13 protein-coding genes and 2 pseudogenes are annotated in these 20,297 nt (G+C 72.1%); 6 read left to right on the forward strand and 9 right to left on the reverse strand.

The window, feature by feature from the left end; genetic code table 11:
• Window positions 1–38: 38 nt before the first annotated feature.
• Complete coding sequence (locus ABZZ79_RS21345; RefSeq protein WP_356690967.1) at window positions 39–728, reverse strand: hypothetical protein; 690 nt, start codon at window positions 726–728, stop codon at window positions 39–41.
• Between the two features lie 218 nt (window positions 729–946).
• The gene (locus ABZZ79_RS21350; protein ID WP_356691174.1) at window positions 947–3,181 is read right to left on the reverse strand and encodes an N-6 DNA methylase; all 2,235 of its coding nucleotides are present in this window, start codon (window positions 3,179–3,181) and stop codon (window positions 947–949) included.
• A 218-nt stretch (window positions 3,182–3,399) separates the two neighbouring features.
• Here ABZZ79_RS21350 and ABZZ79_RS21355 point away from each other — a divergent pair, with 218 nt between their 5' ends.
• Together ABZZ79_RS21355 and ABZZ79_RS21360 are read left to right on the forward strand one after the other, a co-directional pair.
• Window positions 3,400–4,086, forward strand: coding sequence for a hypothetical protein (locus ABZZ79_RS21355; RefSeq protein WP_356690969.1), 687 nt, complete (start codon window positions 3,400–3,402; stop codon window positions 4,084–4,086).
• Window positions 4,087–4,244: 158 nt separating this feature from the next.
• The gene (locus ABZZ79_RS21360; RefSeq protein WP_356690971.1) at window positions 4,245–5,045 is read left to right on the forward strand and encodes a hypothetical protein; all 801 of its coding nucleotides are present in this window, start codon (window positions 4,245–4,247) and stop codon (window positions 5,043–5,045) included.
• A 15-nt stretch (window positions 5,046–5,060) separates the two neighbouring features.
• Here ABZZ79_RS21360 and ABZZ79_RS21365 read toward each other — a convergent pair whose 3' ends face one another.
• Both ABZZ79_RS21365 and ABZZ79_RS21370 read right to left on the reverse strand, forming a co-directional pair.
• The gene (locus ABZZ79_RS21365) at window positions 5,061–5,804 is read right to left on the reverse strand and encodes an N-acetyltransferase (RefSeq protein ID WP_356690973.1); all 744 of its coding nucleotides are present in this window, start codon (window positions 5,802–5,804) and stop codon (window positions 5,061–5,063) included.
• Between the two features lie 53 nt (window positions 5,805–5,857).
• On the reverse strand, window positions 5,858–6,619 hold the full coding sequence (locus tag ABZZ79_RS21370) for an HNH endonuclease family protein (protein ID WP_356690975.1): 762 nt from the start codon (window positions 6,617–6,619) through the stop codon (window positions 5,858–5,860).
• A gap of 140 nt (window positions 6,620–6,759) precedes the next feature.
• On the opposite strand from ABZZ79_RS21370, the gene ABZZ79_RS21375 reads away from it, so the two are divergent.
• Window positions 6,760–6,957: an antitoxin gene (locus tag ABZZ79_RS21375; RefSeq protein WP_356690977.1), complete on the forward strand. Its 198-nt coding sequence runs from the start codon at window positions 6,760–6,762 to the stop codon at window positions 6,955–6,957.
• A 95-nt stretch (window positions 6,958–7,052) separates the two neighbouring features.
• Here ABZZ79_RS21375 and ABZZ79_RS21380 read toward each other — a convergent pair.
• The 4 genes and pseudogenes from ABZZ79_RS21380 to ABZZ79_RS21395 form a co-directional block, all read right to left on the reverse strand.
• A pseudogene (locus ABZZ79_RS21380) lies at window positions 7,053–7,319 on the reverse strand (hypothetical protein); the annotation flags it as partial.
• A gap of 288 nt (window positions 7,320–7,607) precedes the next feature.
• Window positions 7,608–11,141 (reverse strand): transcription-repair coupling factor, encoded by a 3,534-nt coding sequence (gene mfd / locus ABZZ79_RS21385; protein ID WP_356690979.1) that lies wholly within the window; start codon window positions 11,139–11,141, stop codon window positions 7,608–7,610.
• 243 nt (window positions 11,142–11,384) lie between these two features.
• Window positions 11,385–13,964: an FtsX-like permease family protein gene (locus ABZZ79_RS21390; RefSeq protein ID WP_356690981.1), complete on the reverse strand. Its 2,580-nt coding sequence runs from the start codon at window positions 13,962–13,964 to the stop codon at window positions 11,385–11,387.
• Window positions 13,961–14,749 (reverse strand): ABC transporter ATP-binding protein, encoded by a 789-nt coding sequence (locus ABZZ79_RS21395; RefSeq protein WP_356690983.1) that lies wholly within the window; start codon window positions 14,747–14,749, stop codon window positions 13,961–13,963. Before ABZZ79_RS21395 ends, ABZZ79_RS21390 begins: the two co-directional genes overlap by 4 nt.
• Window positions 14,750–15,194: 445 nt before the next feature.
• Here ABZZ79_RS21395 and ABZZ79_RS21400 point away from each other — a divergent pair, with 445 nt between their 5' ends.
• The 3 genes and pseudogenes from ABZZ79_RS21400 to ABZZ79_RS21410 all read left to right on the forward strand — a co-directional run bounded on the left by ABZZ79_RS21400 (window position 15,195) and on the right by ABZZ79_RS21410 (window position 19,156).
• Window positions 15,195–16,793, forward strand: a complete 1,599-nt coding sequence (locus ABZZ79_RS21400; protein WP_356690985.1) for an MFS transporter — start codon at window positions 15,195–15,197, stop codon at window positions 16,791–16,793.
• 384 nt (window positions 16,794–17,177) lie between these two features.
• Window positions 17,178–17,552: pseudogene (locus ABZZ79_RS21405) on the forward strand (DUF485 domain-containing protein); the annotation flags it as partial.
• A complete protein-coding gene (locus ABZZ79_RS21410) occupies window positions 17,549–19,156 on the forward strand; it encodes a cation acetate symporter (protein WP_356690987.1) in 1,608 nt (535 codons plus the stop codon). The pseudogene ABZZ79_RS21405 and the gene ABZZ79_RS21410, both read left to right, overlap by 4 nt.
• 17 nt (window positions 19,157–19,173) lie before the next feature.
• On the opposite strand, the gene ABZZ79_RS21415 is transcribed toward ABZZ79_RS21410, so the two are convergent.
• On the reverse strand, window positions 19,174–20,064 hold the full coding sequence (locus tag ABZZ79_RS21415) for a cellulose-binding protein (RefSeq protein WP_356690989.1): 891 nt from the start codon (window positions 20,062–20,064) through the stop codon (window positions 19,174–19,176).
• Window positions 20,065–20,297 lie beyond the last annotated feature (233 nt).

The raw sequence follows: 20,297 nt of genomic DNA on the forward strand, positions 1-20,297 counted from the left end.
TTGGTAGCGGGCGGCGACGACTCGCCCTGCCGTCACACTCACCTTCCGCCCTCGTGCCGGCCGTCGTGGCCGTCGTGGTTGCGCAGGTAGTTGCTGAGCTCGTCGAGCTCGGCGCGCACCTGGTCGATACGGGCCGGACCCGGCGGGGTGTGCGCCGGGGGCGCGGGGGTGGCCGGGCCGGGCATCGGGGGCGGGGTGTGCGGGCCGCCGGGGGTGTTCCCGGCCGGGGGCACACCCGGAGTCCCGTTCGGTATCGGCGTGGCCGGCGGGCCCGGCGTCCTCGGGGTGACGGGCGGGTGTTGCACGGTGGTGGCCGTACCCGGGGCGTACGCCCCCGGCGCGGGCGGGTAGCCGTAAGACGGCTGGGAGCCGTACGTGCCGAAGTGCGGCTGCTGGAAGTGGCGTACGTCCGCGGCGAGGTAGTACGCGATCACCACCACGAGGGTGCCCAGCAGCAGGGCGAGTCCGGTCCAGCCGCCGGCCGTGTGGATCTCGTCGCCGGGCTCCGTGCCGAGCAGCACGACCGCCAGGATGTCGACGGCCAGCACGGCCACGAACAGGCCCCAGTCCAGCGACTTGCGCGTGACGATCGCCAGCCGCAGCAGCATCGTCCACGTGAGGAACCCGAGACTGAGGACCGAGATCACCACGAACAGCACGCGCAGAAAGACCAGCCACCCGGTCGGGGGCGGCTGCCTCAACGGCTGCGTGTAGCCGTGGCCATGCATGACAGCTCCTTGCTGTGCCCTGGGACGGGCGTACGGGAAGCGGCCGGCGTCGGGCAACGCCGTTCCGGTGATTGTCGCTTTGAGCGTATAGGCCGACAAGGACAACCGGTCCCGGGTTGTACCGAACCGTTGTCGTGCTGATCACGTCGTACGGCGGCGGCGTGCGGCGGGTGGTGCGCGCGGAGGCCGCCGGGGGCGGGGTGGCGGGGCGCGCGGTCTCAGTCCGGCGTCACCGAGCCGTCCGTCAGGCCGTCGTACATCCCGCGTACGAGCTGGTCCCCGAGGCGGCTCGCGAGCCGCAGCGCCCGCTCGAACTCGTCGAGGGCACGGAAGCGCGCGCCGTAACGCCGCTGCTCGTCCAGCGGGAGCCGGGGCAGTTGCAGACGCCGTACGTCGAGCCGGGTGGCGGTGGAGGCGTAGCTGCTGGCCTGGCGGTTGTTGGCGGTGCCGCGCAGGAAGCCGGCCAGGAACCAGGGGTCCAGCGCCGCGGCATCGGGGCGCAGCAGTACGAGGTTGCGCCCCAGGGCGGCTCCGGAGGTCGCCTCGTCGATGACGCGCGCCACCGCGCCGCCCCCGAGCACCGGCACGACCACGTCGCCCGGCTCGGTCAGCACGGCCTCCTCCTCGCTCTCGGGCAGCGTGCCGGACGGTGCCGTTCCGGCCAGCACGTCGTGGTCGGTGAGGACGGGCACGCGCGCGTGGCCGCCGTTTCCGCCCGCGCGCAGGGCCACGGCGCCGCCGCGCGCGAGTTCGCCGACGGTGGTCAACGGCCAGCGCGTGGGCTGCGCGGCGCCGGACGGCGCGGGGGTGAGGTCGGCCGTCAGGCGCAGGGTCTCGCCGAGGCGCTCGCGCACGGCGCCGAGCTGCTCCGCGCCGTCGGCCGCCGCGGGCGGGAGGTGACGGGCGGGGGCCAGGTCGACATCGTCGTCGAGGAGTTCGATGACGGGCACCGAACGGGCCACGCCCGGCCGCCCCTCGACGGTGCCGTCGCGGTCGAACGCGCGCCAGGCGTCGAGCACCGCCTCCTGCACCGCGCGCCAGTCGGGCCCGCCGCGCCCCTCGCCGGCGAACTGCCCGGCGTCCGCGAGCAGCACCTCGGGCTGCGCGGGCGTACGGCCGGGCCGGTGCAGCACCCACAGGTGCAGGGGGATGTTGTAGGGCGGCGCGGCGCCGACGGGCAGGGCGAGGACCGCGCGCAGCGCGCCGCGCCGCAGCAGGTCGGCCCGGATCCGGCGGCCGGAACGGCGGGAGGCGGCGGCGGGCGGCATGAGCAGCACTGCGGTACCGCCCTCACGCAGCCGGGCGAGCGCGTGCTGGACCCAGGCCAGCTCGGACTCGGTGCGGGCGGGGAAGCCGTACTCCCAGCGCGGGTCGTAGGCGAGTTCGTCGTGGCCCCAGTTGCGCTCGTTGAACGGCGGGTGGCACACGACCGCGTCGGCGCGCAGCTCGGCGAAGGCGTCGGCGCGCAGGGTGTCGCCCGCGGCGCCGCGCACGGCGGCGTGGGTGTGCAGGGCGAGCCGGAGGGCGGTGAGCGCCGCCAGTTCGGGCGCGCTGTCCTGGGCGTACAGCTCCTGGTCCGGGCGGTCGGCGACGGCGCGCAGCAGGGCGCCGGTGCCGCAGGCCGGGTCGAGGACGGTGCGGGCGGGGCCGGCGAGCTCGGCCATCAGGCGGGCGAGTTCTGCGGGAGTGAGGGTGTACTGGCGCGGGTTGGCGTCGAGGTGGCGCCCGAGCAGGAACTCGAAGGTCTGGCGGGCGCCCAGCTCGGCGGCCAGTTCGGCCGCGCCGCGCAGGAGGGGGGCGGAGGGGAGGATCTCCGGGCCGGTGGGGATGTGAACGGCGCCCGCGGTGTTCACGGGGCGGCCGCTGCTCACGGGCCGGCCGCCGCTCCCGGGGCGACCGGTGTCGACAGTCCGGCCACCGTTCACAGGGTGTGTGGTGTTCACAGCGGCTGCCGGGCCGCCACCGGAAGTGCCCGCCACCGCGGTGTGAACACCCGTCGCACTCCCTCGTGAGGGTGAGGTGTTCACAGCGGCGTTCACAGCGGCGTTCTCGGCGCCCGCCCCGAACCGTGCCACCAGCACCTGCCGCAGCGCCTCCGGCAGCATCGCCGCCAGGCGCTCGTCGGAGCCCGCGCTCACCTCCAGCCAGACGGTCGGCCGGTCGTGGATGAGGAGCAGGACGCAGCCGGCGTGCGCGAGTGCGGCGACCGGGCCCCCGGGGTGGCCGGCGAGCTGCTGCCAGACGCGCTCGCGCAGGGGTACTTCGGCGAGTTTGCCCTGGCGGCGCAGCCAGGTCTCGACCTCGGCGAGGGCGAAGGAAGGGCTGGTCTCGGTGCCGCCGACGGGCTTCGGGAAGTCGGTGTGGCGGCGGCGCCAGTTGCTCACGGCGGCGCGGCCGACACCGGCGAGCCGTGCGATCCCGGCGGCCGTGACCTCTGTCGCGTTGTCCTGCACCGGCATGCGCTCTCCTCGTCCGTGTGTGGCGTCGAGCATACCGAGGTCCGCAAGACCCCCCGATTCACGAGCTATACGCAAGAGTGCAGGATTCACGCCCGTGTACACAACCAACCCAATGCATTTTGTTGACTCGGTTCACAGCACATGCTCTTATTGACCCAGCGAACGAGGGGCTGCCGATCGGAGGCGGTCACCGCTGCGGGAGGGGAACAGCCATGGGCATGAAGGGCAAGATCGCGCTCGGTGCGGTCGTCGGTGTCGTCGTCATCGGCGCCGTCTCGGCGAACGCCGGCGACAGCGGGGCCGGCGGGAACAGCGGCTCGTCCGGCAAGGGCAACGACAAGGGCACCTCCGCCTCCGCCGAGAAGAAGCCGGGCGGCGCGAAGGCCGCCGAGCCGGAGAAGCCCTCCCTCGACGGCGACGGCGACTACCAGGTCGGCAGCGACATCGAGCCCGGGACCTACCGCAGCACCGGCAACACCGACGCCATGTGCTACTGGGAGAGCGCCAAGGACGCCTCCGGCGAGATGGACTCCCTGCTGGCGAACGACAACGTCAGCGGCACCGGCTACGTCACCGTCAAGCCGACCGACAAGCTGTTCACGTCCAGCGACTGCGGCGACTGGGAGGCCGTCGACCCGAACGCCGAGGGCGGGAAGGCGGCGACCTCGATGGCCGGCGACGGGGGCATGTTCAAGGTCGGCGTCGACATCGCCCCGGGCACGTACAAGTCCACGGGCAACAAGGACGACATGTGCTACTGGGAGCGCACCAAGGACGCCGAGCACTCCATCGACTCGATCCTCGCGAACAACAACGTCTCCGGCACCGCCGTCGTGACGATCGCCGCCTCGGACGCCTACTTCAAGACCTCCGGCTGCCAGGACTGGAAGAAGGCCTGACCGGACCCGGCGGTCCCGGAGCATCCGGGCCCTCAGAGGGTCGGAGCACGGCCCGCACGCGGGGCCGGAGCACGACCCGCACGCGGGGCGTGGCGCGACCGCGCGCCGCCCCGCCCCGCTTCACCGCACACCGCGTCACCCACCCCCGAGGAACAACCATGTCCCGTAACGCTCTTGCCGCCCTCTGCCTCGCCGCCACGACCGCCGTCGTCCTCACCGGCTGCTCCGGCGGCGACAGCGACAAGGCCGACAGCTCGAACAAGGCCGGTACCCCGTCCGCCTCGTCCGCCTCCCCCGCGGCCGAGACGAAGGAGCCGTTCGCCGGGCTCTCCGCGGGCGAGATCGCGGACAAGGCCTTCGAGGCGACCACGGGCGCCCGGTCGGTGCGGGTGAAGGGCGACATGCAGGACGACGCCACCGGCGGTCCGCTCACCATCGACCTCGCTCTGGACAAGAGGGGCGACTGCGCCGGCACGCTGAGCGCCGACGGCGGGAAGACCGACCTGATCAAGACCGGCGACACCGTGTACATGCGCTACGACGAGGCGTTCCTGCGCGCCCAGATGAAGGGCGAGCCCGAGGAGGACGTCGACGCGGCCGTGGACATGCTCGCCGGGACCTGGACCACGTCGGCCGAGGACTCCGAGGCCTCGGAGATCGGCGACCTCTGCGACCTCGACACCCTTCTGGGCGAGGACGCCGACACGGCCGGCGGGACCTCCTCCGCCACCAGGGGCGGCACCACCACCGTCGGCGGCAGCCCGGCTCTGGCCCTCCAGGAGAAGGACGGCAAGGAGAGCGCCACGCTGTACGTCGCCACCGAGGGCGAGCCGTACGTCCTGCGCCTCGACAACCAGTCCGCCGACGACGCGGGCAGCCTCCTCTTCAGCGACTACGACAAGCCGGTCGCGGCACAGAAGCCCGAGGGCGAGATCCTCGACCTCGACAACCTCGGCTGAAGGCCGCCGACGGGTTCAGAACACCCGCCGCATCCAGACGTTCGGCTCGACGTACACCGCGTGCCCGTGCGTGAGCGAGCAGCGCACCGGGGCCAGCGCGCCCGGCACCTCCACCTCGCCCTCCGCATCGAAGGGCAGGCCGGTCCAGCGGCGCCACTCCTCCAGCGAGGCCGCCACGGTCATCGACGCGGGCGCCACCGACTCCACGGCGGCGCCCGCGCGGGCGTGCACCCGCAGCCAGGGGTCGTGCGGCAGACCGTCGGAGCGCACCCGGAAGGCGTACTCCCGCATCGGGATGCGCGGTTCGAGGTGCTTGGCGTTGGGGCGTACGGGCGCGACGACCTGGCGGAAGCCGAGCGCGCGGGCGTTGTCGTGCATCGCGGTGAGCATCCGGCCGGACAGGCCCGTGCCCTGGGCGTGGGGCGCGACGACGACTGATATGGCACTCACCGTGTCGGGCTCGGCACCGCGGCGCAGGTCGGAGAAGGCCCAGACGAGCACCTGGTCCCAGCCGCGCGCGGGCAGTTCGCCCCGCCCCTCGGCGTCCAGCGCGAAGGGCACACTGAAGGCATGCGCGACCACCTCACCGCGCCCGTCCTCGGCAACCAGCACGAACCGCGGGAACTCCGTGGCGACCCGCCCGTAGTGCGCGTTCCCCACCATGTCCTGCGTGACGAACTCCGGCCAGGTGTCCGCCATCTCGAACAGCGGCTCCAGCAGTTCGGGGCGGTCGGCGAGACTCGATACCTTCACGTCCATGGGGCCACGGTAGGCAGGCGCCGGAGCGGCGGGAAACGGATTTTCGGGTGCCGTCAGTCCTGGCACTGCCCAAGCATCATCGCCTTGTCAGCCGCCGTCACGGCGAGGTCGTACTTGAGGGCCACCTGTGCGAAGCGGACCGCGTAGGAGCAGCGGATCGCCCTGTTCGGCGGCAGCCAGGCGGCCGGGCCCGAGTCGCGCTTGGCGGAGTTCGTGGGCCCCGAGACCGGCAGAAGGTTCAGTACGTCGTTGGCCAACCTCTGCCGCTTGTCCTTGCCCCAGCGGGCGGCGCCCATCTGCCAGGCGTACGACAACGGCACCACATGGTCTATCTGCACCTCGGTGGCGTGCGCCTTCTTCCAGGCGATGTCCTTGCCGGTGTAAGGGTCGTACAGGTCCATCGACACGACCACGCAGTCGGAACCGGCGCGGAACCGGATGTTCCGTCCGTGGAGTCGCAGCAGGTCGTTCCGTGTGTCGCAGCCGTTCCTCGCCAGCGGCACCCCGTCCGCCGTGTCCATCCACGCGTAGCCGAACCTGTCACGGTCGTATCCCGTCTTCGGCCCCCGCCCCTTCGTGACCAGCTCCTCGATGAGCCGGCGGGCCGCTTCCTTGTCCGTCCCGGTCGTCACGGGCGCCAGCCCTGACTTCGTGCCGTCCGGGTTCCTCAACGGAGTGACGGCCCGTCCGTCCGAGGCGGTCGATCCGGATCCGGCGGAAGAACCGTCCTCGCCGAGGCCCTCGCACCCCGAGACCAGGAACACGGCAGCCGCCACCGCCGCCGCGGCGACGCCTCCACCCCTTGGACGTGTCACTGTGCGCCCTCCCCTGGAACACCCTTGCCTGCCACGCCACCGTAGCGGGCAAGAGGTCCAGACCAGATACGCCCTAAGTGCACATACCGAACAAGTCGGGCGTATCGTCGGTTCTGAGTCCCCCTCGGAAGGAGCTCTGGATGGGCATCTTCGACAGGTTCAAGCACAACAAGTCGGCCCAGGACAAGACCAAGGACATGTCCGACACGGCCGAACGCAAGGCCAACGAGAGGACGGGCAACAAGTACGAGAGTCAGGTCGACTCCGCTCAGCAGCAGGCGGAGCAGCGGCTCGGCATGGACCGCGACAACCCGCCCGACCAGCAGCAACAGCCGTAGGGGCAGAGCCTCACGGATCCGTCCGTCGGCGTCAGGACGGCCCGGCCCTCGGGCTCCGGGCCGCGGCGCCGCGGCACTCGCGCTCCCGGCGCCCGCTACACCCTGCCGATCCCCAGCGTCGTCTCCGACGGCAGCAGCCCGGACGACAGCACCGCGGCCCAGTGGTCGCCCAGGAGTTCGGCGAGGCGGTCGGTGTGCCGGGGGCCGAGCGATATCCAGGGCCCGGCGGCCAAGCGGTCGGTGTCCTCGTCCACACGGCGGCGCAACTCGCGGCCCTCGTCGGTCGCCGTGCCGTCCGCGTGCTGGAGGTGCGGAGCCTCGGGCCACGCCAGCGCCGCGTTCGCCGCGGCCGGCGGGCGCCCCACGCCGACCGCCCCACCGCCACCATTGGCCTCGGCGCCGGCACCCTCTACTTCCACGTGCTCACTCATGGCGTACCCCCGTTCGCTGCTCCCTCAGCCAACCACAGGGCCCCGACCGCATCTCCGGCCTGTGGAAAACCCCCGGCCTGTGGAAAGCGCTCGGCCTGTGGAAACCGCCAGCCCGTGGAAACCCCGGCCTGCCGAAAGGGCCGACCCGACCCGACCCGGCACCGCACCGACCCGACACCGACCCGGCACCACCCCGCCCCGCCCCGGACGGCCCGGCGCCTACGACCCCAGCACCGTCGCCAGGAACTCCCCCACCCAGCCCAGCAACTCCCGTCCGACCAACGGCTTCCCGCCCACCTTCGCCGTCTTCGGACGCGGCACCAGCACCTGGTGCACGGCCGGCTTGATGACGGACCCGGGGTACAGCCGCTTCAGCCGCAGCTCCTGCGACTCGCGCAACTCCACCGGCGCGAAACGGATGTTGGTGCCCTGCAGGACGATCTCGCCGACCCCGCACGCCCGCGCGAGCATCCGCAGACCGGCCACCAGCAGCAGGTTCTCCACCGGCTCGGGCAACTTGCCGTAGCGGTCGACGAGTTCCTCGCGGACGGCCTTGACGTCCTCCTCCGAGTTGGCGGAGGCGATGGCCCGGTAGGCCTGCAGGCGCAGCCGCTCGCCGGGCGCGTAGTCGTGCGGGACGTGCGCGTCGACCGGGAGCTCGATCTTGACCTCCAGCGGCGGCTCCTCCTCGATCCCGCCGGTCTCCAGCTGGCGCCGGTAGTCCGCGACGGCCTCGCCGACCATCCGGACGTACAGGTCGAAGCCGACGCCCGCGATGTGACCGGACTGCTCGCCGCCGAGGAGGTTGCCCGCGCCGCGGATCTCCAGGTCCTTCATCGCCACGTACATGCCCGCGCCCCTCTCCGTGTGCTGGGCGATGGTGGCGAGCCGCTCGTGGGCGGTCTCGGTCAGCGGCTTCTCCGGCGGGTAGAGGAAGTACGAGTAGCCACGCTCGCGGCCACGGCCGACGCGGCCGCGCAACTGGTGCAGCTGGGAGAGGCCGAAGGTGTCGCCGCGCTCCACGATCAGGGTGTTGGCATTGGAGATGTCGATGCCGGACTCGACGATGGTCGTGGAGACGAGCACGTCGAACTTCTTCTCCCAGAAGTCGACGACGACCTGCTCCAGGGCCTGCTCCGACATCTGGCCGTGCGCGGTCGCGATCCGCGCCTCGGGGACGATCTCGCGCAGTCTCGCCGCCGCCCGGTCGATGGACTCCACGCGGTTGTGGATGTAGAAGACCTGGCCCTCACGCAGCAGTTCACGGCGGATCGCGGCGCCGATCTGCTTCTCCTCGTACGGCCCGACGAAGGTCAGCACCGGGTGCCGCTCCTCCGGAGGCGTGGTGATCGTGGACATCTCACGGATGCCGGTCACGGCCATTTCGAGGGTGCGGGGGATGGGGGTCGCGGACATCGTCAGGACGTCGACGTTGGCGCGCAGCTTCTTCAGCTGCTCCTTGTGCTCGACGCCGAACCGCTGCTCCTCGTCGACGATGACCAGGCCGAGGTCCTTGAACTTGGTCTCGGAGGAGAACAGCCGGTGGGTGCCGATGACGACGTCCACGGAACCCTCGCGCAGCCCCTCCAGGACGGCCTTCGCCTCGGTGTCCGTCTGGAAGCGGGACAGCGCCTTCACGCTCACCGGGAACTGCGCGTACCGGTCGCCGAACGTGCCGAAGTGCTGCTGCACCAGCAGTGTGGTCGGCACCAGCACAGCCACCTGCTTGCCGTCCTGGACGGCCTTGAAGGCGGCCCGGACGGCGATCTCGGTCTTGCCGTAGCCGACGTCGCCGCAGATCAGGCGGTCCATGGGAATCGACTTCTCCATGTCCTCCTTGACCTCGGCGATCGTGGTGAGCTGGTCGGGCGTCTCCGCGTAGGGGAAGGCGTCCTCCAGCTCGCGCTGCCAGGGCGAGTCGCCGCCGAAGGCGTGGCCCGGGGCGGCCATGCGGGCGCTGTAGAGCTTGATCAGGTCGGCGGCGATCTCCTTGACGGCCTTCTTGGCGCGGGCCTTGGTCTTGGTCCAGTCGGCGCCGCCCAGGCGGTGCAGGGTGGGCGCCTCGCCGCCGACGTACTTGGTGATCTGCTCCAGCTGGTCGGTGGGGATGTAGAGGCGGTCGCCGGGCTGGCCGCGCTTGGCGGGGGCGTACTCGACGACGAGGTACTCGCGGGTGGCGCCCTGCACGGTGCGCTGGACCATCTCGATGTAGCGGCCGACGCCGTGCTGCTCGTGGACGATGTAGTCGCCCGGCTCCAGGGTGAGCGGGTCGATGGTCTTGCGGCGCCGCGCGGGCATGCGGGCGCCGTCCTTGCCGGCGGCCTTCTGCCCGGACAGGTCGGTCTCGGTGAGGACGGCGACCTTCAGCGCCGGGTGGACGAAGCCGTAGTCGATGGACCCGCACGACACGTGCACGACCGACGGCTCGATCTCGCCCAGGTCCGCCTCCAGGCGGGCCGCGACGCCCTCGCCGCCGAGCACCTCGACGGTGCGGGCGGCCGGGCCGTGGCCCTCGGTGACGAAGACGGTGCGCCAGCCGTCGGCGAGCCAGCCCTTGGTGTCGGCGAGCGCCTTGGCGGTGTCGCCGCGATAGGTCTCGGGGGCGTGCATGCCGAGCTTGAGGGTGTCGGCCTCCAGTTCGATGTCCGCCGCGAACGGCGACACCGACCACCACATCATGTCCAGCTCGCGCGCGCGGTCGCGGACGTCCGCGATGGACCACAGGGAGGCCGCGCCGACGTCGATGGGCGCCTCGCCGCCGCCCGCGGTGGCGGCCCAGGACGCCTGGAGGAACTCATGGCTGGTGGCCACGAGGTCCGCGGCCCGCGTGCGCACCCGCTCCGGGTCGCACACGACGGCCATGGCGCCCTCGGGCAGGACGTCGATGAGCAGTTCCATGTCGTCGACCAGGACGGGAGCGAGGGACTCCATGCCCTCCACCGCGATGCCCTCGGCGATCCTGCCGAGCAGTTCGCCGAGCTCGGGGTGCTGTTCGGCGAGGGCACGCGCGCGCGTGCGGACGTCGTCGGTCAGCAGCAGTTCCCGGCACGGAGGCGCCCACAGGCCGTGCTCGGCGACCTCCAGGGAGCGCTGGTCGGCGACCTTGAAGTAGCGGACCTCCTCGACGTCGTCGCCCCAGAACTCGATGCGCAGGGGGTGTTCCTCGGTCGGCGGGAACACGTCGAGGATGCCGCCGCGCACGGCGAACTCGCCGCGCTTCTCGACCAGCTCCACGCGCGCGTAGGCGGCCGCCGCGAGGGCTTCGACGACCTCGTCGAGGTCGGCCGTCTGCCCGTTGCGCAACGCGACCGGCTCCAGGTCGCCCAGGCCCTTGACCTGCGGCTGGAGCACGGATCGCACGGGGGCGACGACGACGGAGACCGGGCCGGTCTCGACGTCGTCGGAGCTCGGGTGCGCGAGGCGGCGCAGCACGGCCAGGCGGCGGCCGACGGTGTCGCTGCGCGGGCTGAGCCGCTCGTGCGGCAGCGTCTCCCAGGAGGGGTACTCGACAACCCCGTCCGGCGGCAGCAGCGAGCGCAGGGCAGCCGCCAGGTCCTCCGCCTCCCGGCCGGTCGCGGTGACGGCGAGGACCGTACGGCCGCTCTCGCGGGCCAGGGCGGCCACCGCGAAGGGGCGGGTGGCCGGCGGGCCGACCAGGTCGACGTGCATGCGGTCGCCGGCCGCGGCCGCCTTGACCGCTTCCGCGAGGGCGGTGTCCTTGACGACGGCGTCGAGCAGACCGTGCAGGCTCATGGAGGGGCTTTCCGTCCGGGGTGGGCAACGCGAAGGGCCCGACACGCGGGGCGGGCCGGGGGTTCCCAGAGTACGTCCACGCGGGCGCGATCACCCGGCGGAGTGAAAGGGCCGCACCATGTCACCCGCGGTCTTCCGCCACGTCCAGGGGCCCGGCCCCCGGAGTCGGTGTGACTCCGGGGCCGGGCCCCTTGCCCCCGCAACCCCCGTATGCGGTGGTTCCGACGACCGCCGGGCGGCGGTCTAGTCCGTGGCGATCGCATTCAGGACGTTCATCCGTCCCGCCCGGAACGCCGGGATCAGCGCGGCGAACAGTCCCACGAAGGCCGAGCCGACGAAGACGGCCGTGATCGTCGGCCAGGGGATCTCCAGGACCTTCAGGCCCTCCAGGGCGAGCAGCTGCTGGGCGGTGGCGCCCCAGCCCATGCCGAGGCCGAGGCCGAGCAGCGCGCCGAAGAGGGCGATGACCACCGACTCCAGACGGATCATCCGGCGAAGCTGGCGCCGCGAGAGGCCGATGGCCCGCATCAGGCCGATCTCCCGGGTGCGCTCGACCACCGACAGGGCGAGGGTGTTCACGACACCGAGGATCGCGACGACGATCGCCAGGGCGAGCAGGCCGTAGATCATGTTCAGCAGCTGGCCGACCTGGTCCTTGAGGGCCTCCTTGTAGTCGGTCTGGTCGCGGACCTGGTACTGCGGGTAGTCGTCCAGGGAGGTCTTGAGCGCCTTGTAGGCGGCGGCTTCCCGACCGTCCTCCGCCGCGGCGAAGACCATCTGGTCGAGCGGCATCTTCTCGGCCGGCACGTACTTGGCGAGCGTGGCGATCGAGGTGTACATCGCGCCCTGGTCGATCACGGCGTCGCTGCTGGTGATGGCGCGGACGGTGAGCCGGGCGGTGGCGCCGTCGCCGAAGGAGACGGCGACCTTGGAGCCGATGCGGATGCCGTGGTCCGAGGCGAACTCCTCGTGGACGGACATCGAGTCGGGCCGGTAGGCGTCGGCGAGGGTGCCCTGGACGGTCTCGACGCGCAGGTCCTCGGCGTAGGTCGGGTCGGCGGCGGTGACCGAGGTGTCCTTGGCCGTCCTGCCGTCGGGGGTGCGGAAGTCGGCATCGAGCGACTTGTACTCGGTGACGTGGGTGAGGCCGGGCGTGTTCTTGACGGCCTGGACGGCCTGCGGGGTGATGAGCTGGCCGGCGTCGTTGCCGATGATGAAGTCGGTGCCGACGCTCTTGTCGAGTTCGTCGGTGGCCGAGGCGACCATGGAGGACCCGACCACGGACAGGCAGGCGACGAGCGCGAGGCCGATCATCAGCGCGGCACCGGTGGCGCCGGTACGGCGCGGGTTGCGCAGGGCGTTGCGCTCGGCCATGCGGCCGACGGGGCCGAAGATCCGCAGCAGTACGGCGCTGAGCACCCGCACCACGCCGCCGGCGAGGACCGGTCCGATCACCACGAGGCCGATGAGGGTGAGGACGATGCCGAGGCCGAGGAACTGGACGCCCTCGCTCGCCTTGTCCACGGTGGTGGTGACGTAGAGGGCGAATCCGCCCGCGCCGGTCAGGACGAGTCCGATGAGGGCGCGGACGATGCCGGCCCTGCCGTCGGCGGGGGTGCCCGCGTCGCGCAGGGCGGCCATCGGGGAGATCCTGCCCGCGCGGCGGGCCGGCAGGTAGGCGGCGAGGACGGTGACGACGACGCCGAGGACCAGGCCGATCGCGGGGGTGGTCCAGGCGATGGTCAGGTCGTCGGTGGACAGGTTCACGCCCATGGCGCCCATGAGCTTCATCAGCCCGATCGCGAGGCCGACGCCCGCGGCGGCGCCGAGGACGGAGCCGACGACGCCGAGCAGCAGCGCCTCGACGAGCACGGACCGGTTGACCTGCTTGCGGCTCGATCCGATGGCCCGCATCAGGCCGATCTCCCGGGTGCGCTGGGCGACCAGCATGGAGAAGGTGTTGATGATCAGGAAGACGCCGACCAGGAACGCGATCCCGGCGAAGCCGAGCATGGCGTACTTGATGACGTTCATGAACTCGCCGACGTCCTCGGCGTTGGCGTCGGCGACCTCCTTGGCGGTCTGCACCTTGTAGTCGCCGTCGAGGGCGGCGGCGATGCTCTTCTTGACCTGCGCGTCGCTCAGGCCGTCCGCGGCGGTGACGTTGATGTCGGTGTAGACGTCCTTCTCGCCGACGAGGGCCTGCTGGGCGGTCGGGGTGTCGAGGTAGAAGATCGCAGCGCCGGGGTTGGTGACGGTGAAGTCGGCGATGCCGGAGATCTTCGCCTTGTGCGTGCCGACGGCCGTGATCACGGAGATCCGGTCGCCGAGCGCGAGGTGGTGCTTGTCGGCGGTGTCCGCGTCGACCATGACCTGGCCGGAGCCCTCCGGCGCGGTGCCGGAGGAGATCTTCATGGTGCGGGCCTCGTTGGCGTTCCAGCTGCCGACGATGGTGGGGGCGCCGCCGGACGGCGAGAGGCTGTCCTTGTCGGCGTCGATAACGGTCACGGAGGTGGAGAAGACGGTCCCCTCGGCCGACTTCACGCCGTCGACCGCGCGGACCCTGTCGGCGACGGAGGCCGGCATGACCGGCGGCTTGCCGTTGTCGGCGGTGGTCTCGCCGGTCTCGGAGGCGTCCTCGGGGGTGACGGTGACGTCGGAGGCGGTGGCGGCGAACAGCTTGTCGAACGTCGTGTTCATGGTGTCGGTGAACACGAGCGTGCCGCACACGAACGCCACGGAGAGCAGCACCGCCACCGCGGACAGGGCCATGCGCCCCTTGTGCGCGAAGAAGTTGCGCAGTGAGGTCTTGAGCACGGTCATGACGTACGCCCCCGGGCGTCGAAGTCCTTCATGCGGTCCAGCACCTGCTCGGCGGTGGGATTGTGCATCTCGTCGACGATGCGGCCGTCGGCAAGGTAGAGCACGCGGTCGGCGTAGGAGGCGGCGACGGGGTCGTGGGTGACCATGACGATGGTCTGGCCGAGTTCGTCGACCGAGCGACGCAGGAAGCCGAGGACCTCCGCGCCGGCGCGCGAGTCGAGGTTTCCGGTCGGCTCGTCACCGAAGATGATCTCGGGCCGGGCGGCGAGCGCGCGGGCGACGGCGACCCGCTGCTGCTGACCGCCGGACAGCTGGGTGGGACGGTGCTTGAGCCGGCCCGCCAGGCCGACGGTCTCCACCACACGGTCCAGCCACGCCTTGTCGGGCTTGCGGCTGGCGATGTCCATCGGGAGCGTGATGTTCTCGATGGCGTTCAGGGTGGGCAGCAGGTTGAAGGCCTGGAAGATGAAGCCGATCCGGTCCCGGCGCAGCTGGGTGAGCTTCTTGTCCTTCAGGGCGGTGATCTCGGTGTCGTCCACGTAGATCTGACCGCTCGTCACGGTGTCGAGCCCGGCCAGGCAGTGCATCAGCGTGGACTTGCCGGAGCCCGAGGGGCCCATGATCGCGGTGAACTGCCCGCGTGCGATGTCCACGTCGACGTGGTCCAGGGCGACGACCCGGGTCTCGCCGGACCCGTACGCCTTGACGACCTGCCGCGCCCGCGCGGCAACGGCCGTACGCCCTCCAGTGCTCTTGTGCCCGGGAATGGTCACAGCCGATGTCACGGTATGTCTCCTAAGTCGGTCAGTGGACGGTCGTCCGGGTCCCTCGGTGCCGAGGTGGCCGGCCGGCCGGAATCGCTGTTACGCCGATGAGTCTGGTCCCCGGGAGGGGTCCGGCGCGCTGGTGCCGGACCCCGTCTTCACCGGGGGAAAACCCCACCCCCGAAGGTGTGGCGGGCCGCCCCTGTCGACGTAAAGCCAGGTTAAGGACGGGGCCCGGTCCGTCTCGTCCTCCGGCGGGACGAACCCTCCCCGAACCGAAGTACGGAGGTACCCCTAGGGGAGTCCGCCGCTGGGCGGAGTGCTCCTGGGGGTCCGGGTACGTCTCCGGTCGCACTCAGCCTCCACCCTGCCGTCGCGTCAGGCTCAAGTGGGAAGCTGTTCGCCAGCAGATGGGTGCAAGAGGCAACGACCACCGCGAGGCGACGGCGAACCGGGAGGACGACACGTGGGCAGTACCGGACCCGCGACCACCGACACCGCACAGAAGGACGGTCCGCCGCGGCGGCGCGGGCCCGTGGTCGCGGGGCTCATGCTGACTACGGCGCTGGCCGCCCTGGACTCCACGATCGTCTCCACCGCCGTCCCGCAGATCGTCGGGGACCTGGGCGGCTTCTCCGTCTTCTCCTGGCTGTTCTCGGGATATCTGCTGGCCGTCACGGTCACCCTGCCCGTCTACGGCAAGCTCTCCGACACCTTCGGCCGCAAACCCGTCCTGGTCGCCGGCGCCGTGCTGTTCCTGCTCGGCTCCCTGCTGTGCGCGCTCGCCTGGAACATGGGCGCGCTGATCGCCTTCCGCGTCGTCCAGGGGCTGGGCGGCGGCGCGCTGCAGGGCACCGTACAGACCCTCGCCGCGGACCTGTACCCGCTCAAGGAGCGCCCGAAGATACAGGCGAAGCTGTCCACCGTGTGGGCGGTGTCCGCGGTGACGGGCCCCGCGATCGGCGGTCTGCTCGCCGGGTACGCCGACTGGCGCTGGATCTTCCTGGTCAATCTGCCCGTCGGCGGCCTGGCGCTGTGGCTGCTGGTCCGTCATCTGCACGAGCCCGAGCGGAAATCCGCGGCACGCGCGCGCGGGGAGCACCGGTCCGCGGCACGCGCGCGCGTGGACTGGGCCGGCGCGCTGGCCGTGTTCGCCTGCGGCGGGGTCCTGCTGACCGCGCTGGTGCAGGGCGGGGTGGCCTGGCCGTGGCTGTCGGCGCCCTCGCTGGCCCTGTTCGCCGCGGGGCTGGTGCTGGCCGGTGTGGTCGTCGCCGTGGAACGCCGTGCGGCCGAGCCGATCATCCCGGGCTGGGTGTGGCGGCGGCGCACCATCGCCGCGGTCAACCTCGCCCTCGCGGCGCTCGGTCTGCTGATGGTGGCTCCCACGGTGTTCCTGCCGACTTACGCCCAGTCCGTGCTCGGTCTCGGCCCGGTCGCGGCGGGCTTCGTGCTGTGCGTGTGGACGCTGAGCTGGCCCATCGCCGCCGCGCACAGCCAGCACCTGTACCGGCGGATCGGCTTCCGGGACAGCGCCCTGCTGGGCATCGGCACGGCCGCGCTGATCCTGTTCGCCTTCCCGTTGCTGCCCTACCCCGGCGAGGCCTGGCAGCCCGCGCTGCTGATGCTGCTGCTCGGCGGGGCGCTCGGCTTCTTCCAGCTCCCGCTCATCGTGGGGGTGCAGTCCACGGTCGGCTGGTCCGAGCGCGGCACCGCCACCGCCTCGATCCTCTTCTGCCGCCAGACCGGGCAGACCGTGGGCGCCGCGGTCTTCGGCGCCGTCGCCAACGGTGTCCTCGCCGCCCGCCTGGGCGGCGCGGGCGACCTCGACTCGGTGACCCACGCCCTCGACTCCGGCGCCGCGGCCGAGGCGACCCGACGGGCCGTCGCGGACGCCGTCCACGCCGTGTATCTGGGCGCCGCGATCGCCGCCGCGGTGGCGTTCGCGGTGCTGCTGTTCGTCGCCCCGCGACGGTTTCCGGTGCTGCCCCCGGACCCGGGAAGCGGGCCCGGCGAGCTCGCGGACCGATCGGACGGACCGGGCGGGGTCGCCAAAAGTCCGAGTTAACGGCGGTAACACCGCAGGTCAGCGCGGGAAACGGTTACCGACCACTCAGTTTGTCGAAACCCTCGCGCAATAAGTTCCCGGCGAGTAGCGTGCGTGGCCCGTGCCCCCCACTCCCTGCGGTCCGCCGCCACGGACCCGAGCCACGCAAGGAGCCCCGGGATGTCCTACGACCCGTCCCCGTCGTACCCGCACACCGGCCCACCGCCCACCCCGCCCCCGTACACCCCGCCCTCGTTCACGCCACGGTCGTACGGCGGTCAGCCCTACGGCGGTCAGCCCTACGGCGGCGAGAGCCAGGGCGGCCTCCCGTACCCCGGCCAGGACGGGCGACCGTATCCGGGCCACGGCGGCCCCGGCACGCACCACCACGGCGAACAGGGCCCCACCTACCCCTGGCAGCCCGCGCCGAGCCCCGAGCCGCCCGCCCGGCGGCCCGCCCCCGTGCACGCCCCGCTCGGCCACCACAGCGACCTGCGCATCCTGCGCAGCGCCTACCGCTGGCAGCGCCGCACCGCCACGCTCACCGCGCTCGGCTACTTCGTGCTGTTCCTGCTCCTGTCGGCGTTCGCCCCCGGCTTCATGGCCGGCACCGTCACCGCCGGCCTGCCCGTCGGACTGCTCCTCGCCCTCGTCCAGGTCCCCGTCACCTGGCTGGCGATCGGCCTGTACGAGTACACGGCCCGCCGCTACGTCGACCCCATCGCCAGCCGCATCCGGGAGCAGGCCCGGCTCGACGCCAAGCGGGGGGCCACGCGATGACCGGCTTCAGCGACACCAGCCAGACCCTGTCCCTGATGGCGTTCACCGCCGTCGCCACCGTCACCCTGCTGCTGTGCGTGATGACCGGCCCTGACCGGGACGACCTCGACGAGTTCTACACCGGCTACAACTCCCTGTCCCCCATGCGCAACGGCCTGGCCATCGCCGGTGACTACATCTCCGCCGCGACCGTCCTCGGCACCGGCGGAGTCATCGCGCTCTACGGCTACGACGGTGTCGTACTCGCCCTGAGCACCGCCCTGTCGCTGATGCTGCTGATGTTCCTGCTGGCCGAACCCCTGCGCAACGCGGGCCGGTTCACCATGGGCGACGCCTTCGCCCGCCGCATGCCGGGCCGCAAGGTGCGCATCGCCGCAAGCCTGGTGACCCTCGCGGCACTGCTGCCGCTGATGCTGGTGCAGCTCGCCGGCACCGGACAGCTGCTCTCCTTCATCCTCGGCTTCTCCGGCGAGTCGGTGCAGACCGGCTGCATCGTCGGCGTCGGCGCGCTGATGATCAGCTACGCCGCCATCGGCGGCATGAAGGGCACCGCCCTGATCCAGATGGTGAAGATGGTGATGCTGCTCGGCTCCGGCGCCGTCGTCGCCGCGCTGATGCTGAACCGCTTCGACTGGGACCCGGGCGCCCTGTTCGGCGCCGCCGCCGCGCAGAGCGGGGTCGGCGACGCCTTCCTGCGCTCCGGCCTGGAGTTCTCGGGCGGCCCGTTCCCCGCACTCGACATGGTCAGCTCGCAGCTGGCCGTCGTCCTCGGCGGCGCCTGCCTGCCGCACGTCACCATGCGCATGTACACCGCCTCCAGCGCCCGTCAGGTGCGCCGCTCGATGTCCTGGGCCGTGTCCACCGTCGCCCTGTTCGTGCTCGTCATCACCGTCGTCGGCTTCGGGGCGACCGCCCTGATCGGACGCGCCGCGCTCACCCAGGCCGACCCGCAGGGCAACTCCGCCTATCTGCTCGGCTCAAGGGCCGCGTTCGGGGCCGAGATGTCCACCGCGGAGACCTTCCTGTTCACCGCCGTCACCACCGCGCTGTTCCTGACGCTGCTCGCCTCGGTCGCCGGGATGATCCTCGCCTGCGCCAACTCCCTCGCCCACGACGTCTACGCCACCCGCAGACGCGAGACCTCCGGCCGCCATGAGATGGCCCTGGCCCGGATCTCCGCCCTCGCCGTCGGCATCCCCGCCGTCCTGCTCGCCACGCTCGTCCAGCACCGCAGCCTCCAGCCGCTGGTGACGGTCTCCTTCTGCATCGGCGCCTCCGCGCTCGCCCCCGCCCTCGTCTACAGCCTCTTCTGGCGCCGCTACACCCGTACCGGCCTGCTGTGGACTCTCATCGGCGGCACCCTCTCCGTCTTCCTGCTGCTGCCGGGCACCAACCTCGTCTCCGGCTCGCCCCACTCCGCCTTCCCCGAGGCCGACTTCAACTTCTTCCCCTTCACCACCACCGGCCTCGTCACCGTCCCGCTCGGCTTCGCCCTCGGCTGGCTCGGCACACTGGCCTCCGGCCGCGGCAAGGCGGCGGAACAGCGACACCAGTACGAGGCGGTCGAGGGCTGGATCCTGGCGGGGGCGGTCAGGAAGAACTGACACCCCGGCCCCGCGCGCTACTCCGCGGGCAGCCTGCCGCCCGTCAGGGACGCCAGGCTGTCGCGGACATGGTCGATATGGGCGTGCACATCGTCCCAGCGCTCGCCGTGCTCACGCAGGACGCGCTCGGTCTCACGGGCGATACGGTCCTCGCGCAGCCGGGCCTCGGCGAGGAGTTCGGCGGCACGCGCGCGTGCCTCCTCCTGCCGATGGCGGGCGGACTCCTCGGCCTCGGCGAACGCCTGCTCGGCCTCGGACAGGGCGGCCTCCGCCCGCGCGACGAGCCGGGCGTGGTGGGCGTCGAGGGCGGCGGCAGCCTCCTCGGCCTCACGCTCGGCGGCGGCCCGGCGCTCGGCGTGCTCCTTGTCCTGCTCGGCGAGCACGGCGGCGGTGCGGTGACGCATCTCACGCAGGGCGGCGAGCGCCTCGGTACGCCGCTCCTTGACCTCGCGACGGCTGGTCACGCGCACATCGTCCGCCTCGGCGCGCGCGGCCAGCAGCAGCTGACGGGCGCGTTCCTCGGCGTCCGCGCGCACCGCCTCGGCGGCCTCGTGCGCCTGCCCGCGTACGCCCTCGGCGTACGACTCGGCCCGCGCGACCTGCTCCCGCGCCGCGCTCCGCGCCCGCTCACGCAGTTCCGCCGCCTCTTCCACCCCGAGCCGGAAGAGACACCGGGCACGCTCCCCGAGCGCGTCGTACGTCTGCGGAGCGAGCCCCGCCACCGTCTCGCGAAGCCGCTCGGCCTCCGCCTCCATCCCCTTGGCCAGCACGGTCAGCCGGGCGGCCCGCTCCCAGGCGGCGTCCCGGTCCCGGCACAGCGCCGTCATGAACCGCTCCACCTGCGCCGGACGGTAGCCACGCCCCCGGACGGCCACGAAGCCGTGCGGCGACACCGGTGCGCTGCTCATCCCTGGAACCCCTCTCCGCCGATCCGCGCACGCCACATGGGCACGACGACGTGCGCCCGCGACACACGAACGCTTTCGATCGAGTGCTCGCGCTTTTCGATTTCGCGCACATCTTGATGGATCGGACGGAAGTGTTCATAACGCGACACTCCGCACATAAGTTACGTGAACCAAACACAGAAGGGCCGGACCGGTCGTCCAACGACCCGGTCCGGCCCCTCCACACGCGCGTG

It is taken from the genome of Streptomyces sp. NPDC006458 (assembly GCF_040612135.1).
Classification (GTDB): domain Bacteria; phylum Actinomycetota; class Actinomycetes; order Streptomycetales; family Streptomycetaceae; genus Streptomyces.

Coding starts and splice junctions, on each gene's coding strand:
- ABZZ79_RS21345 (WP_356690967.1), bottom strand. CDS start 728: ATGCATGGCCACGGCTACACGCAGCCGTTGAGGCAGCCGCCCCCGACC.
- ABZZ79_RS21355 (WP_356690969.1), top strand. CDS start 3,400: ATGGGCATGAAGGGCAAGATCGCGCTCGGTGCGGTCGTCGGTGTCGTC.
- ABZZ79_RS21360 (WP_356690971.1), top strand. CDS start 4,245: ATGTCCCGTAACGCTCTTGCCGCCCTCTGCCTCGCCGCCACGACCGCC.
- ABZZ79_RS21365 (WP_356690973.1), bottom strand. CDS start 5,804: ATGGACGTGAAGGTATCGAGTCTCGCCGACCGCCCCGAACTGCTGGAG.
- ABZZ79_RS21375 (WP_356690977.1), top strand. CDS start 6,760: ATGGGCATCTTCGACAGGTTCAAGCACAACAAGTCGGCCCAGGACAAG.
- mfd (WP_356690979.1), bottom strand. CDS start 11,141: ATGAGCCTGCACGGTCTGCTCGACGCCGTCGTCAAGGACACCGCCCTC.
- ABZZ79_RS21390 (WP_356690981.1), bottom strand. CDS start 13,964: ATGACCGTGCTCAAGACCTCACTGCGCAACTTCTTCGCGCACAAGGGG.
- ABZZ79_RS21410 (WP_356690987.1), top strand. CDS start 17,549: ATGACCGGCTTCAGCGACACCAGCCAGACCCTGTCCCTGATGGCGTTC.
- ABZZ79_RS21415 (WP_356690989.1), bottom strand. CDS start 20,064: ATGAGCAGCGCACCGGTGTCGCCGCACGGCTTCGTGGCCGTCCGGGGG.